This is a genomic window from Pseudobutyrivibrio ruminis DSM 9787 (assembly GCF_900218035.1).
GTDB lineage: Bacteria > Bacillota > Clostridia > Lachnospirales > Lachnospiraceae > Pseudobutyrivibrio > Pseudobutyrivibrio ruminis.
On the sequence record NZ_OBMR01000004.1, the window covers coordinates 253,768 to 270,766 of the forward strand.

A 16,999-nucleotide genomic window follows, 5' to 3' on the forward strand; every position below is an offset into this window, starting at 1 on the left:
ATTATCTCTCCAATTCATCATTTATTCTAACTACAACAACGCCATATTCTCCATCTGGTCCCAAATTATCAGACAAACTTTGATCAAATCGTCTTTTAGTATTTCCTGCATATAATATATCATCATTTGTAACATCACTTACAATTGCAGCATGATGCACCTTTCCATCTTCATTAATAAAGTAAACCAGATCTCCTGTTTGTATATTTGCCGATCCTACGGCTTCCTTCACTCCATCTGCAGATGTTATAGTTATAACTCCACTATCTGATTGTGAAACACCATTATTAGAAAACTCGACCTTATCAGTATTTATATAACCATTATCTGGATTACTAAAATATTCGTATTGTTTTGTTGCAACCGACCATGTCAAGCTATAGTCATATGTATACCAACTTCCAGCATAACCAAATTGATTATACATTTTGTATTCGGTTCTATAATGGTACCAATCATCATTATAGCCAACTCCACCTGCCGCAATACATTGTGATACAAAATTTGCACAATTGGCTGTCCTTCCATCCATATACATAGGGTTTCGAAAACCTGGATGAAGTAAAGACCATATATACTCATTAGTTGGTGATTCTCCTTGCCTTGGTGCAGCATACTTTTTAGCGTATTCTCTTACTGCATCTCTATCATATTTATATGTGTGGCTTTCACTTTCTTCGCACTCAGTAGGAGTATTGCCATTCCTGTCAACAAAGGATATAGCATTGCCAAAACAATAACTATATATATTCATAGTATATGGTCTATATACAGACCCCTTTACATTATCCTCACTTTGGAATCTACCTGTACTTGCATCATAGAATCTCGCCTGTGCAAACTTAAGGCCTGAAACCTCGTCTTCCTGGTAGCCAGTGAATGCAAATGGTTGGATGATATTTCCGTTTGTTGTGTAATCATGCTTTCTTTGCTTGCCTGTTCTTGGGTCGATGTTTCGTCCAAAGTCATCGAATGCATATGATGATACTGCTATACCATCGGTACCTGTCATGTACATTGGTGAGCCTAGCTCATCCTGGAGATAATAGTAGTTGCTTCCTGCCTTCGACATGCTGATTACGTTGTTGTCATAGATGAAGCTTTCTTTTTCTCCATTTACAGTTCTTTCAAGAAGATTGTAGTAATCTCTTGATAGGTCACATAAGTATTCTATTTTTTCTTCTGGTCTTGTAGATGCCACTCTAAAGCCAAGGCCGTTATACTGATTCTCTAGCTCGCCCTTTGTCACATCAGTTACTTTTGCAAGCATGTTTGTTGCATCAAAAGTAAAAGTCTTTTGTAAGAGACCGTCTACAAATTCTTTTGTCTGATTACCACGTTTATCGTAGTCATATGTTTTTACGATTGCCTGACTATTATTAAGCTCTTTTGCTTCTACTAGTCTATCAAGTACGTCATACTTATAAGCTGTAGTTGTATCTTTTTCTGTAAGTACAGCTCTATTTCCAAAAGCATCATACTCGTAAGCTGATTTAGTCTTACCATTTAAACTTGATTCTGTAAGGCGGCCTATTGCATCATACTTGTAATCATACTGACCTGATACTGCATCAAGGTCTCGTCTCTTTCTATTTATGCCACTGATAAGTCCTGTGTTGTCATAGGTATAGAAGTACTTATCAAGAACACCTTCTTTATCATGGCTTTCCATGCTTCTTAGGTTTCCACCTGGAAGGTATGAATACTCCTGCATTACTCCATTGGCAAAGCTTTTGTTTACAAGTCTTCCAAACTCATCATAGCTATAAGAAGTCTCTTCCCCATTTCCTACAACAGCTGAAAGCTTACCTTCTTCATCGTAGTTATATATGGCCACTCTTCCATCTGGATATGTAAGCTTTGTCTTTTCTCCTATTGAGTTATACTCATAGCCTACTGTTCTGTTTTGATAATCAGTTACCTTTGTAAGACGGCCTAAGATATCGCTCTCAAGTGTTGTTTTTCCAAGCCAATCATTTATCTCATTGAGTTGGTTTAATTCGTTATAAGAAAATTCTACACTTCTACCGTCTACATAACCTACCTCTGTCACTACTCCAAGGTCATTGTACTTATAGTTTGTGGCGTAGTTATCCCTATCAGTCTTAGTCTTAAGACGTCCATACTGGTCGTACTCGTATGTTTCTTCCTGACCAAGGGCATCTGTTACCTTTGTAAGCTGACCTGATAAGTTGTAAGAGTAGATTGTTACATGACCATCTTTTCCTACTGTTGGGAAGTATTCTGAATCCGTATTTACGATTCTTCCTTCTGCTCTATGAACTGACTGAAGGTTATCAAGCGCATCATAAGTGTAGGCGGTCTCGTTACCAAGTGCATCTACTACACTTTTAAGGCGACCTGTAGGAGTGTAGGTGTAAAGTGTAGTGCTTCTTCCATCCACTACCTTTGCGGCTCTTCCCATTGCATCATACTCGTATTCAACTGTACGTCCATCTGAGCCTTCTACTTTTGAAACTCTACTTAGTACGTCATAGCTATAGCTAATCTTATAGCCATCTGCAAATACTCTTGCTTCAACACGACCTACATTATCATATTTTAAAAGCTGCTCTATCTTGCCGCAAAAATAGATTACATTTAGTTTTCCTGCATTGGTGTATTCAAATCTTCTTACTCTTCCTGCAGCATCTGTGATTGTTTCTATTTCTCCAAGCCTGCTATAGGTGTAGCTTGTTTCATTTCCAAGTGGATCTGTCTCTTTTGTTACTCGACCAAGAAAATCATACTCTCTTGTGTACTTGTTTCCGAGAGTGTCTGTCATTTCTATGAGGTTGCCAGACTCGTCATAAGCATAAGATTTCTCATGACCTAAAGCATCAACCTCTTTTATGACTCTATTTAAGGCATCATAATCAAGGCTACGTACCTTTACGTCGCCTAAGTATTCTTCTATTACATTTCCATTTCTATCATAAGCATAACCTGTTGTTCTTCCCTCTGGGTCTGTTACTTTCATAAGTCTCATTAGAGGGTCGTAGTCATACTTTATGACACCGCCATTAGGCAGAAGTACTTTCTCCTGCTTTCCCATGGCATTATAAGTGATTTCTGTTACTCTTCCTGCCTCATCAACTACCTTTGATACTCTGCCCATGATGTTTATGTCATAGTTTTTAGTTGTTCCATCAGCCTCTTTTACTGATGTAACCTTTCCCATCTCATCATAGGTGTACTCTCTGGTGTTACCTAGGGCATCTATAGTTCTTGTGATGCGGTCAGCATTATCGTATTCGTATTTAGTGATTGCCCCGTCTGCATTTTTTGTTGCTACTACACGGTTTAGATCGTCATAGCTATACTCTGTTACAACGCCATCCGGATCCTTTATCGTATTTACGTTACTTCTATCATCGTATGTAAAGTAGGTTAGAGCTCCAGCAGCATTTCTTGTTTTTTCTAGATTTCCATCTCGATAGTAGAATCTATTTGTCTCATTAAGTGGATTTCTTATTTCAAAAAGCTTTCCATCAAGATCGTACTCATACTTATACTCTTCTCCCTTAACTCCCTTTACGGCCATAGGCTTTCCATCTGCTCTATAGGTAATGCTTGTTTTATTACCTAGGGCATCTACTATCTTTGTAAGATGGCCCTTATTGTCATAAGAAAACCTGGTAGTATTTCCTCTTTTATCTGTAAAGCTTGTCTTTTGATTTCTCTTGTTATAGGTGTATCTTTCTTCACCATCATAGTATTTTGTTTTTGTATGACGTCCCATGTCATCATGGCTATAAACCACCTGATTACCGTTTTGTTCTGTGGCAATAGTAGTCATCTTTTCATCATCATACTCATAAGTCATAGTAGTATCATCAGGGAAACTTTGCTTTGTAGTACGATTTTCACTGTCATACTCATTTGTGATTGCTACTACTCCCTTAGGATTTATTACTTCCTTAATCCTGTTTTTACTATCGTATGTAAACTTTCTTGTAGCACCATCTACTTCTGTGATGCTTACAAGTCTTTTATCTTCATAGGCATAGGAAACAGACCTACCTGTCTGGTCGGTCACTTTTTCTATAAGTCCTTTATTTTCATCTTTTAAATATGTGAATGTGAGGCTGTTTTTATTCTTTGCCTCTACTTTTGAAAGAAGCCATTTACCGCTATCTGACTTCTCATAAGATAGAGATACGCTATCTCCATCATTATCTCCCATGGCAACAAGCTTGCCTAAAACATCAAATCTTTCATAGTCCCCATTATCCTGTGTGATTACATAGCCATCTGTCAGTTTTTCTAAAATACCTGGTTCGCCATGCTCTTCCATGTATAAATGCTTCTTTTCATTTATACAAAAGAATGAACCTTTACTTCCATCAGGATAATCTATTTTAATCTTCTTTGTTATTTCATCTTCGTATATACGTTTTTCAAAGCTATGAGTCCAGCCTAATCCTAATGAGCCCTCTTTAGTACTTTGTGCATTATAAAATCTTTTAAAGGTTAATGTATATCTACCACCAAGACTTACATCTTCATGTTCATTGATGTAGTTACCATTACACATGTTTACAGGGTCATATCTATACACTGCACATCTTGGCTTCTTTCCCTGTAAATAATCTTCCATGTCATCACAGAACTGGTTGTACTCTTCTAGTGCTTCACCTGTAAGCACATCTCTTGGTGTTACCCATGGAAGCTTTCCACCTGTGGCATCATAAGTACTGATATCGTAATACTTTCCATTTCCAAACCCAGCCATAAATGTATCTAGGTTTGTTTTGATGGTATCAAAAATGGTCTTATAATCACTGCCACTTATGTCATCCTTATGGGCTTCATCAAAATCGTGAAGTGCCTGTTTTAATTCTGGAACTATACCTGATAAGCCATCATTACTTGTAATTTTTTCCAGTTCTTTATAGAAGTTTCTATAGTCTGGAACTGTAAATGTTCCTACCTCCCAGCATGTCTGCTTTAACATCTCAGCCATAGCTTCTATGGTCTTACCATTTGATTCCAGGCAGTCTTCGTAGGAGATAAAATCTAGCATTATCTGACGCAGTTGGGCTGTGCTTATTTTTGCAGTGGATGATGAATCTACAGTCTCACTAAAATCATCCATAAGGTTGTTCTGCAAATCCATAAGCTTTTGAATATCATTTGTGATATCTACTAGAAGTGGCTTTTGTCTTTCTTCTATGAAATGTTTTGCACTATCAGCCTCTGGGCCTTTATGAGTTTCATCATTCGCAAATGCTTCAAATGATTTGATTAAATCATCTGACATTTCCAAGAAATCGTTATAAACCTTTTGGCAGTCATCAAAATAACTTCTTAATGCTGCAACATCCCACTCTATATCTACTTCGCCTACTTCTATGTTCCCCTGTGCGTCTGCGTATGACATAAGCTCTTCTCCCTTTACTGTGCAAAAATTGTAGTACCTGTTCTAATTCCAAGCTCAGAAATGGTCATGTCCCCTTTGATTAAAGCTATTGGGTTTTCTGAGCGCATATGAAAACCTTTCGCATTTACTTCATCTACACCTAAATCAAAAGCAACATTTAGTCCATGAAGCAATTCATCCGCTGTTATACTGGTTGGAATCTCTACGTCTATTGTTTTTCCTGCGTTATTAAACATTATGATAATTGTATCTCGCATTTTTTCACCCAATTATTCCATAGTTTTTAATCTTATAATCTTGCCCTCTTTAGTGTAATATGCATCGCCTTTTGCATTTTCTTTTTTAATCTGCCTGATAGCTTGTGCTGGAATATTTACAAGCTTGATATTTTTCAAATCCTCGAAGAATAGCATGTTTCCTCTGTTTCTTACATCTAATAGGATTTGATTCGATCCTGCAGCCAATGCAATATTTGGCAAATTTGTAAAGATAAAACTTATTTTGCAGTTTGCATATGCACTTATTATCTGCAAATATTCTTGCTTTAGTTCAGCATGACTATTAATTACGTCTGCAACCTTTGGATCATTGAATACCACTACTTTCAATGGTTCATTCTCAAGACTTTCATTTCTTTCAAGTATCTCTTTACGATTAATTGCTGTTTGACGCAATGATTCCATGATATCAACTAATTCCATAGAATTATCTGTGTAGTCATGGATGGCTAATGTATCACATATCGCCTTCAAAGATCCCTTTGCATCATCTATAACAGTCAGCTTTATTGCATTGCTTCCTGCTTCTGTTGCCATCTTTTTAAGTATGTATCTAACATATGAATCACGTCCAAGCTCATCTCTACCATAGATTCCAGTTACAACATTTTCCAAAATATTGTTATATACTGGCTCTACATTTGAGTATGCCAAACCTACAACCAAATTGTAGTCCTTGATTTTTGTTGAACCGAATCTGCTGCTCCAATACTCATCATTAAGTGTTGGAGGGATAAACTTAACGGCTTCAGCTGTACTTTCACCATACTTATCATTACAAGCCTGAATAAACTCATTAATCTTTGATAAACGTTCGACCTCTTTACCCATTGAAAATGCCAAGTATGTTTGGAATTCCATGACTTCATTATCAATTTTGATAAGACCTCTACCTGGATTTTCATCAGGCTGCATTTTGCATCTATCAAGTAATTCAGAATACTGGCCTCGCTCGTTGCAGTTCATTGCTATCTTTGTCGAGAAGTTGGTTAGAAGTTTGTATCCTATTCCTGACATCTGCTGATTTGTTACAACTATAGAAATACCCAGTGCAACTCCATCTCGACATATTTTTATGAACTGAGCTTCTATTTCAGGGTAAGTCTCTCTAAAAGCGGTGTAATTTTCAAGGAATACTACGATTTGTGGTAAATCCTTATTTCCAGCTTCTTTATAAGCTCCAAAAGAACTTAATCCTATTGTGGAAAGAATTTCACGTCGTTCATCTATCTTCTTTTGCAACATTTCGATAAAGTTCTTTAGCTTTTCATCTTCCGCTAAAGTTACTACTGCACCAACATGATTTAGCTTTGAAAAAGCCTTTAGTGCCATCGATGCAAAATCTAATATATAAATATTTACCTCTGATGGAGAATACTGACTAGCCAATCCATAGATGAGGTTTTGAACTAGATATGTTTTACCTGCCAATGAGGCACCAAGTATAAACACATGGCTTTGTGTTAAATTCAAAATAAGCTCATTCTGAGACTGCCTTGCTGGGTCATCGTATATACCAACTGGTAAAGCAACATCACTTCCTTCAACTTTTATCTTAGAAGGATATTCAATGATTTCTGCAAGAGGTGGTAAACAGATTTCCTGTAGTTTCTTAATCTTTTCTTCCTTGCAGTATTCATCAATATATTTAACAATTGCATCTAATTCAGTAACAGTATTATCATTTTGCTCAGGTTTCTGAGAATAAACTACTGTTTTGCGTCCTGCTAAATCAACCTTTGAAATTTCAAACTTCTTGATGGCTTTCACTTTGCCATCTGAAATATAGGCCCCACTATATGCAGACTGAAACAGTTCAAAGATTTCATTATTACCTACTTGGAGATATGCTCTACCTGGCTCTCTGATTTCTGCAGCAAGTGGTGACTTCAATACTTCATTACTATCTGATTTATCTTGAACTTTCAGACATAGCTTAAACTTTGAATTACTCCAAATCTGGTCATTTACAACACCTGCTGGCTTCTGGGTTGCCAGTATCAGATGCACACCCAAGCTTCGTCCTATACGTGCAGCACTTATAAGTTCCTTCATAAATTCCGGCTGCTCGCTCTTAAGCTCTGCAAACTCATCTACTATCAATATCAAATGTGGTAATGGTGTTGGTGTAACTCCTTCTTTGAATAGTTTTATATAATCATCAATCCTATTCACATCATATTGTGCAAAAAGTTCCTGTCTTTTTATTAACTCAGCCTTAATAGACATCAATGATCTATTAATTTGCTTACCATCAATATTGGTGATTGCTCCATTTAAGTGTGGCAAGCTTCTGAACTGATTTGCCATACCACCACCTTTAAAATCGATGATAATAAAACTAACTTCGTATGGATGAAACAATGTGGCCATTGAAAGAATATATGTCTGCAAAATTTCAGATTTACCTGAACCTGTTGTACCTGCAACAAGTCCATGTGGACCATGATACTTTTCATGTATATCAAGATATACCACTTCACCACCCGACTTTACGCCTAATGGTGCTGCCATACTACTATAGACTTTTGATTCATTCCATCTATCTTCAAGAGATATATCCTCTACCTTCTTTACATCAAGCAACTCATACAGTGAGATATTCTTTCTTAAGTCACTTTCCAATGTTGGTTCTTTGATATATATAGGTGCAAGCTTATTAGAACATTGCTCTGCAACTTCTTTACTAATATGGGTATATGTAAAGTCTTGTAATTCTGTGCCATCTGATAAATCTTGTATGAAACCTTGGAAATTGTCATCATCCAAAAATACACCCAGCTCACAAGCTTTATTCAAAAATTCCTCTTTCTCCTCAAAGAAAAGAAATGTAAATCCAAGACTTCTAGCGACCTCAAAATATTTGCTAACTGGATGATCTGATAAACGTTCTGAACGAAACGCAAATACGATATAGTCCGGCAGTTCTTCTATCTGCTCTTTTTTTAATCCCTCTCGTTTAGATATTTCCGAATATAGATTACCTAATACGCTTTTAGCACTTTCGTCATCATACATTACATTGCGCATACCTGTATTTTCATCAAATGTATTAGGTAACCATCTAACCCATTCTAAGTATGGTGCATAGACTTCATCTAATAGAAAAATCATTTTTACATCTGTAAATGATTCTTGACCAGCTATAGTCAAAATCACATTTTTCATCATGTGATATAGTTTTGTTCTATTTCCAATGAAACCTATTGCATTGACCTTTCCAATAGGTAATGTTACCGGCATATCGGCAATATACTCATACTTATCATGAAGATATTCAGGATAGTCTATCAAATCATCATATACATGCAGATACTCCTGTTTTTTATACTCTACTTGAAGCTGGGATTTTACATTTCCTGTACCAATTCGAACATCCAAGTAGTCCTCATGAGATTTTTGTTTTTCAAAAAGATTAGGTGAAAAAGACTGAATCCTATCAATTGTTTCTTCTATTGATGGGTTTCGCTTAGTCATTATAAGTTTTTCTTCTGCTCTGGCTTTCTGTATATCTGCTTCCTTCTTTTCTATATAAGCAGCATATTTTTTTACTCTTTCTTTTGTCTTCTTCTTATAATCTTTGCCGTTATCGAAGTATGTCCATACAGACATGGCTGCGCCTACAAGCATTGTTGCAGCAAAATAAATGATGTACATAATACCGCCGCGCATCATTCTACTTCTTATAAATATCATCAATAAAAATGACACTACAACCGGTGTTAATGTCATCAATAAATTTCTCTTTGGCTCTTGTGGCGGTGTTTCCGGATTTAACACTTCCAGTTTTTCATCAGGGAGTTCATAAAGATATCTAGCATTTCTGTAGAATTCAGGATACACCATCGCTTTTCCTGACTCTGACAGATCTTTATTAGGAAACTGTGTTTTGATTCTATAGACCATTGATGTTTTGATGGTATATTCCTCAAAGAAAAAGGACACATTCCCGACAGTCAAAAAGCTATTTATTTTAAACGCATTTACACCTGATTCTGCTTCTACACCATTGATATAGTATTTAAAACTATCGCTCTCGCAGCTAGCTTCAAAACCATCTTTTGTTCTTTGAATTCTTATCTCTACACATGATTCTTCATCACATAAAAAAGAAATATCACTTCTAGAGGTATTACCTATGACAAACTCATTTCTACCCACTGTACTGATTTCCATGTCATAGATTACCTTTGCATTTCTTATTCTTCTGCCTTCTGTATTATTTGTTATTCCCGCTTCCAATCTTTATTCTCCGTTTAACTTAATTTTTAGTAATTATGTTTTTTATTATTGTAAATGGTAACAAAATTACATTTTTTATACCTATAAAAAAAATTACTGCCAAAGTCCATGGATAGAATACAATTGATAATATTTTCCATACTATCTCTTTTCTTTTAAACCAAGCAATAAACTCACCTACTCCAGCCGAAACGAATAAGAATAACACAATCCCGCTCAAAAAAATAAGTAAAAAATTATTCACAGTCACATCATACGTAGGTGAATTGTATATATACATCAATGCTATTAAGAGTGACAATACTATACCAACTCCAAATGTTAGCTTAAACAACTTTGAACAAAATACGTTTTCGTAATTATTCAATTCTTTATGACTTTTATTCTTTTTTACTATAGCTTTAATCTCATTCAAATCGTCTTTTTGAAGAGTTGAATTATCTAAAAAAGCCATACCTCCACCATTAAAGTGAAAGAATGAATATTGTTTTACTATAAGAAAAGACTGAATATCTGCAAGCTTATACTCGCTGGTATCCTTTAACGCATTTCCATTATATATTTCAAATAATATATTTTTTTTATCAATCGTATATAAATATCTGAATTCCCTATCACCAAATATTTTATGTGCTTTTCTTCCAGCGACAATCGCCCTAAAAATAATCACCACTGTTGCTATTAATATAACCAGCATTGGAATAATAAGTTCGTAATTTCCTGCAAAAACTCCCACAACTAAATTACAGAAAAAAACAATATCAACAACAAAAAAACATCTAGAATTATGATTCCCCCATAACTCTTCCTCTATTGTCATTGTTTTTATTTTCTCTCTATTTATAATAAATTCGCCAGTCATTATTAATATCCTTTACTCAAATGTACATAGTTGTTTTGCTATATTTCCTCGTTTATCATACTCGTATGACATGGCCTTTGAATCATGCATCTCAAGACTTCTAAGATAACCACCTGAAAGACATGACATTACTTCTTTATTAGCATTTGGAAGTATCTTTTCTGATAATCTATTAAACTCATCATATATATAGCTTGTTTTATCTGCTCCACTAATCAGCAATAATAACTTAATTATCTTTAGATTCTGTTATTTTCTCGATAACTGCATATTCTGAATTAGGTAGATACGTAACTTTAACTATATCTCCCTCCTCTATTTCTCCCACTGTTTTAAGAACATTCAACTCATACTCGTCATCGTTATATGAAACTATTATTGTTTTAAATAGCCCCAATAACCCACCATCAGTAACTTCTTGAACAACAACTGCATCATTAATTACAACATAGCTATTGCGCTTGATATACGGTATATCTCTAAACATTGGCAATGCAACAACCCCTAAATATAACACTACACTTATAGGTATTAACAATTTATTCACAATGAGTCTATATTTATTATTTTTTAATGATTCAAACTGTTTCCAATATTCTTTATTTATAGTAAAAAAAATGGCAATAAAAATACCTATAATCAACATGAGTATAATTTGATACAATTTTTTATTAAATATAATATTATAATTCATAACTTTCCTCTCTACTCTCCGAAACACTTTTGAAATTTGTCAGTTATATATGTATCTGCATAATTCATTATAATATTTGTTCCTCCATTCAATCCAAAAGCTGCTCTTCCAAAATCATCAATAATATTTTTAACACTTCTAGTATCAAAATTTGAAATAAGTCCTAATGGATTTGTCAAAGATTCGACTTCTGCTTTTACAGCCCCTGGCTTAATCCCTTTCAGTGCCCATGAACCAAAATCAAATGCTCCACCTATTATTGCGCCCCTTAAAGTGTCACTTAGCATTTTACCATTTTCAACATGCTTATCTGTTACTGAATTGGTAAGCATATCATTCATAAACGCACTAGCAGCTCCTCCTTTTGCATTTGCTAATGATATGTTTTCAGTATTAGCAATTGCTCCTCCGAACGATGAAGCTGCATATGTCTCTGGAGAAGATAATTCACCATTTATAAGATCTGTCACTGCTTGCCCACCAAATCCTAATATTGTGCCTGCAGGATTTGCTGCAAATGATGCCACCATTACCGATGTATCAGCCATTCCTCTAGCAAAACCTTTTTCAAACCCATCTTTGCTAGTTGCGCCCATAACTATTCCACCGCCAACACTCATAGCTCCTACAGCAAGTGCTGTGCCAGCACCACAAGTAGCAACAGTTACAGTAACCGCAGCAGCTGTGATTAGTGTTGCATTGATAATTTCCTTGTGATCATGATAAAACTCCCCAGCAGCATTTACTGCTTTTTTTGCTCCATCTGCTACAGCTGTAGTAGCCTTATTTACTGTGTCCCCCACTGCATCCGCAGCATTAGTAATCCACTTCGGCCAATTACCATTATTATCAGCTATTCCAATAGGATTACTAAAGCAGTATCCATAGTGATTCAAAGTGAATGGAGCATTAGTAAAGCCCTTTACATTATCTTCACTCTGGAATCTACCTGCGCTTGCATCATAAAATCTCGCCTGTGCAAACTTAAGGCCTGAAACCTCGTCTTCCTGGTAACCAGTAAAGGCAAATGGTTGGATGATATTGCCATTTGTTGTGTAATCATGCTTTCTTTGCTTGCCGGTTCTTGGGTCGATGTTTCTACCAAAGTCATCGAATGCATATGATGATACTGCTACTCCATCTGTGCCTGTCATGTACATAGGACTTCCCAGTTCATCCTGGAGATAATAGTAGTTGCTTCCTGCCTTCGACATGCTGATTACGTTGTTGTCATAGATGAAGCTTTCTTTTTCTCCATTTACTGTGCGCTCAAGAAGATTGTAGTAATCTCTTGACAGGTCACATAAGTATTCTATTTTTTCTTCCGGTCTTGTAGATGCCACCCTAAAGCCAAGGCCGTTGTACTGATTCTCTAACTCGCCCTTTGTAGCATCTGTTACTTTTGCAAGCATGTTTGTTGCATCAAAAGTAAAGGTCTTTTCTAAGAGACCATCTACAAACTCTTTTGTCTGGTTACCACGTTTATCGTAGTCATAGGTCTTTACGATAGCCTGACTATTATTAAACTCTTTTGCTTCTACTAGTCTATCAAGGACATCGTAGTTGTATGTTGTCTTTGTTTCATTTTCTACAAGACTTGTCCTATTACCAAAAGCATCATACTCATAAGCAGATTTAACTAAGCCATTTAAACTTGATTCTGTAAGTCGACCTATTGCATCATACTTGTAATCATACTGACCTGATACTGCATCAAGGCCTCTTCTCTTTCTATTTATGCCACTGATAAGTCCTGTGTTGTCATAGGTATAGAAATACTTATCAAGAACACCTTCTTTATCATGGCTTTCCATACTTCTTAGGTTTCCACCTGGAAGGTATGAGTACTCCTGCATTACTCCATTAGCAAAGCTTTTATTTACAAGTCTTCCAAACTCATCATAGCTATAAGAAGTCTCTTCTTCGTTTCCTACAACAGCTGAAAGCTTACCTTCTTCATCGTAGTTGTATTCGGCTACTCTTCCATCTGGATATGTAAGCTTTGTCTTTTCTCCTATTGAGTTATACTCATAGCCTACTGTTCTATTTTGATAATCAGTTACCTTTGTAAGGCGGCCTAAGATATCATTCTCAAGTGTTGTCTTTCCAAGCCAGTCATTTATCTCATTAAGCTGGTTTAATTCGTTATAAGAAAAGGCTACACTTCTACCATCTGCATAACCTACCTCTGTCACTACACCAAGGTCATTGTACTTATAGTTTGTAGCGTAGTTATCTCTATCAGTCTTTGTCTTTAATCTTCCATACTGGTCGTACTCGTATGTTTCTTCCTGGCCAAGAGCATCTGTTACCTTTGTAAGCTGACCTGATAAGTTGTAAGAGTAGAGTGTGACATGACCATCTTTACCTACTACAGGCATTCTCTCGTCTTTGCTTTCAATAGTGCCTTCTGCTCTATGAACTGACTGAAGGTTATCAAGGGTATCATAGGTGTAGGCGGTCTCGTTTCCAAGTGCATCTACTACACTCTTTAGTCTTCCCGTTTGTGTGTATGTGTAAAGTGTAGTGCTTCTTCCATCCACTACCTTTGTGGCTCTTCCCATTGCATCATACTCGTATGATACTGTTCGTCCATCTGAGCCTTCTACTTTTGATACTCTGCTTAGTACGTCATAGCTATAGCTAATCTTATAGCCATCTGCAAATACTCTTGCTTCAACACGACCTACCTTGTCATACTTTAAAAGCTGCTCTATTTTTCCACAGAAATAGATTACATTTAGTTTTCCGGCATTGGTGTATTCAAATCTTCTTACTCTACCTGCAGCATCTGTGATTGTTTCTATTTCTCCAAGCCTGCTATAAGTATAGCTTGTTTCATTTCCAAGTGGATCTGTCTCTTTTGTTACTCGGCCAAGAAGGTCATACTCTCTTGTGTACTTATTTCCGAGAGTATCTGTCATTTCTATGAGGTTGCCAGACTCGTCATAGGCATAAGTTTTCTCATGCCCTAAAGCATCAACCTCTTTTATGATTCTATTTAAAGCATCATAATCAAGGCTACGTACCTTTACGTCGCCTAAATATTCTTCTATTACATTTCCATTTCTATCATAAGCATAACCTGTTGTTCTTCCCTCTGGGTCTGTTACTTTCATAAGTCTCATTAGAGGGTCGTAGTCATACTTTATGACACCGCCATTTGGCAGAAGTACTTTCTCCTGCTTTCCCATGGCATTATAAGTGATTTCTGTTACTCGTCCTGCTTCATCAACTACCTTTGATACTCTGCCCATGATGTTTATATCATAGTTTTTAATTGTTCCATCAGCCTCTTTTACTGATGTAACCTTTCCCATCTCATCATAGGTGTACTCTCTGGTGTTACCTAGGGCATCTATAGTTCTTGTGATGCGGTCAGCATTATCGTATTCGTATTTAGTGATTGCCCCGTCTGCATTTTTTGTTGCTACTACACGGTTTAGATTGTCATAGCTATACTCTGTTACAACACCATCCGGATCCTTTATCGTATTTACGTTACTTCTATCATCGTATGAAAACCACGTAAGAGCCCCAGCAGCATTTCTTGTTTTTTCTAGATTTCCATCTCTATAGTAGAATCTATTTGTCTCATTAAGTGGATTTCTTATTTCAAAAAGCTTTCCATCAAGGTCGTACTCATACTTATACTCTTCACCCTTAACTCCCTTTACAGCCATAGGCTTTCCATCTGCTCTATAGGTAATGCTTGTTTTATTACCAAGGGCATCTACTATCTTTGTAAGATGGCCCTTATTGTCATATGAAAACCTGGTAGTATTTCCTCTTTTATCTGTAAAGCTTGTCTTTTGATTTCTCTTGTTATAGGTGTATCTTTCTTCACCATCATAGTATTTTGTCTTTGTATGACGTCCCATGTCATCATGGGTATAAACTACCTGATTGCCGTTTTGTTCTGTGGCAACTGTAGTCATCTTTTCATCATCATACTCATAAGTCATAGTAGTCTCATCAGGGAAACTTTGCTTTGTAGTTCTTCCCTTACTGTCGTACTCATTTGTGATTGCTACTATTCCCTTAGGATTTATTACTTCCTTAATCCTGTTTTTACTATCGTATGTAAACTTTCTTATAGCACCATCTACTTCTGTGATGCTTACAAGTCTTTTATCTTCATAGGCATAAGAAACAGACCTACCTGTCTGGTCGGTCACTTTCTCTATAAGTCCTTTATTTTCATCTTTTAAATATGTGAATGTGAGGCTGTTTTTATTCTTTGCCTCTACTTTTGAAAGAAGCCATTTACCGCTATCTGACTTCTCATAAGATAGAGATACGTTATCTCCATCATTATCTCCCATGGCTACCAGCTTGCCTAAAACATCAAATCTTTCATAGTCTCCATTATCCTGTGTGATTACATAGCCATCTGTCAGCTTTTCAAGTATTCCTGGTTCGCCATGCTCTTCCATGTATAAATGCTTCTTTTCATTTATACAAAAGAATGAACCTTTACTTCCATCAGAATAATCTATTTTAATCTTCTTTGTTGTTTCATCTTCGTATATACGTTTTTCAAAGCTATGAGTCCAGCCTAATCCTAATGAGCCCTCTTTAGTGCTTTGTGCATTATAAAAGCGTTTGAAACTAAGTGTATATCTACCACCAAGACTTACATCTTCATGTTCATTGATGTAATTACCATTACACATGTTTACAGGGTCATATCTATACACTGCACATCTTGGTTTCTTTCCCTGCAAATAATCTTCCATGTCATCACAGTACTGGTTATACTCTTCTAGTGCTTCACCTGTAAGCACATCTCTTGGTGTTACCCATGGAAGCTTTCCACCTGTGGCATCATAAGTACTGATATCGTAATACTTTCCATTTCCAAACCCAGCCATAAATGTATCCAGGTTTGTTTTGATGGTATCAAAAATAGTTTTATAATCACTGCCACTTATGTCATCCTTGTGGGCTTCATCAAAATCGTGAAGTGCTTGTTTTAGTTCAGGAACTATACCTGACAGACCATCATTACTTGTTATCTTTTCCAGTTCTTTATAGAAGTTTCTATAGTCTGGAACTGTATATGTTCCTACCTCCCAGCATGTCTGCTTTAACATCTCAGCCATAGCTTCTATGGTCTTACCATTTGATTCCAGGCAGTCTTCGTAGGAGATAAAATCTAGCATTATCTGACGCAGTTGGGCTGTGCTTATTTTTGCAGTGGAAGATGAATCTACAGTCTCACTAAAATCATCCATAAGGTTGTTCTGCAAATCCATAAGCTTTTGGATATCATTTGTTATATCCATTAGAAGTGGTTTCTGTCTTTCTTCTATGAAATGTTTTGCACTATCAGCCTCTGGCCCTTTATGCGTTTCATCATTTGCAAATGCTTCAAATGCGGTAATTAACGCATCTGACATCAATAAAAAGTCATTATATATCTTCTGACAGTCATCAAAATAACTTCTTAGTGCTGCAACATCCCACTCTATATCTACTTCGCCTACTTCTATTTTCCCCTGTGCGTCTGCGTATGACATAATAAATCTCCCTTTTAT

General features: G+C 36.2%; 7 protein-coding genes. All 7 read right to left on the bottom strand.

Annotated features, from left to right (window positions below):
* Nucleotide 1: 1 nt before the first annotated feature.
* The 7 genes from CRN97_RS04710 to CRN97_RS04740 are packed head-to-tail and all read right to left on the bottom strand — an operon-like array spanning nt 2 to nt 16,981.
* Nucleotides 2-5,383 carry a DUF6531 domain-containing protein gene (locus tag CRN97_RS04710; RefSeq protein WP_097076055.1) on the bottom strand — a complete coding sequence of 1,794 codons (5,382 nt, stop codon included), beginning with the start codon at nt 5,381-5,383 and terminating at the stop codon, nt 2-4.
* Between the two features lie 14 nt (nt 5,384-5,397).
* The gene (locus CRN97_RS04715) at nt 5,398-5,640 is read right to left on the bottom strand and encodes an EsaB/YukD family protein (protein ID WP_143483244.1); all 243 of its coding nucleotides are present in this window, start codon (nt 5,638-5,640) and stop codon (nt 5,398-5,400) included.
* Nucleotides 5,641-5,652: 12 nt separating this feature from the next.
* Nucleotides 5,653-9,903: a type VII secretion protein EssC gene (gene essC, locus CRN97_RS04720; protein ID WP_097076057.1), complete on the bottom strand. Its 4,251-nt coding sequence runs from the start codon at nt 9,901-9,903 to the stop codon at nt 5,653-5,655.
* A gap of 19 nt (nt 9,904-9,922) precedes the next feature.
* Nucleotides 9,923-10,765 carry a hypothetical protein gene (locus tag CRN97_RS04725; protein WP_097076058.1) on the bottom strand — a complete coding sequence of 281 codons (843 nt, stop codon included), beginning with the start codon at nt 10,763-10,765 and terminating at the stop codon, nt 9,923-9,925.
* Nucleotides 10,766-10,777: 12 nt separating this feature from the next.
* The gene (locus tag CRN97_RS04730) at nt 10,778-10,987 is read right to left on the bottom strand and encodes a hypothetical protein (RefSeq protein WP_097076059.1); all 210 of its coding nucleotides are present in this window, start codon (nt 10,985-10,987) and stop codon (nt 10,778-10,780) included.
* 7 nt (nt 10,988-10,994) lie between these two features.
* Complete coding sequence (locus CRN97_RS04735) at nt 10,995-11,459, bottom strand: hypothetical protein (protein ID WP_097076060.1); 465 nt, start codon at nt 11,457-11,459, stop codon at nt 10,995-10,997.
* Between the two features lie 11 nt (nt 11,460-11,470).
* Complete coding sequence (locus tag CRN97_RS04740) at nt 11,471-16,981, bottom strand: DUF6531 domain-containing protein (protein ID WP_097076061.1); 5,511 nt, start codon at nt 16,979-16,981, stop codon at nt 11,471-11,473.
* Between the last annotated feature and the right edge of the window lie 18 nt (nt 16,982-16,999).

Bases quoted from the DNA above. Each gene is read 5' to 3' on its own strand.
- CRN97_RS04715 (WP_143483244.1), bottom strand. From the start codon at position 5,640: ATGCGAGATACAATTATCATAATGTTTAATAACGCAGGAAAAACAATA.
- CRN97_RS04740 (WP_097076061.1), bottom strand. From the start codon at position 16,981: ATGTCATACGCAGACGCACAGGGGAAAATAGAAGTAGGCGAAGTAGAT.
- CRN97_RS04735 (WP_097076060.1), bottom strand. From the start codon at position 11,459: ATGAATTATAATATTATATTTAATAAAAAATTGTATCAAATTATACTC.
- CRN97_RS04710 (WP_097076055.1), bottom strand. From the start codon at position 5,383: ATGTCATACGCAGACGCACAGGGGAACATAGAAGTAGGCGAAGTAGAT.
- CRN97_RS04725 (WP_097076058.1), bottom strand. From the start codon at position 10,765: ATGACTGGCGAATTTATTATAAATAGAGAGAAAATAAAAACAATGACA.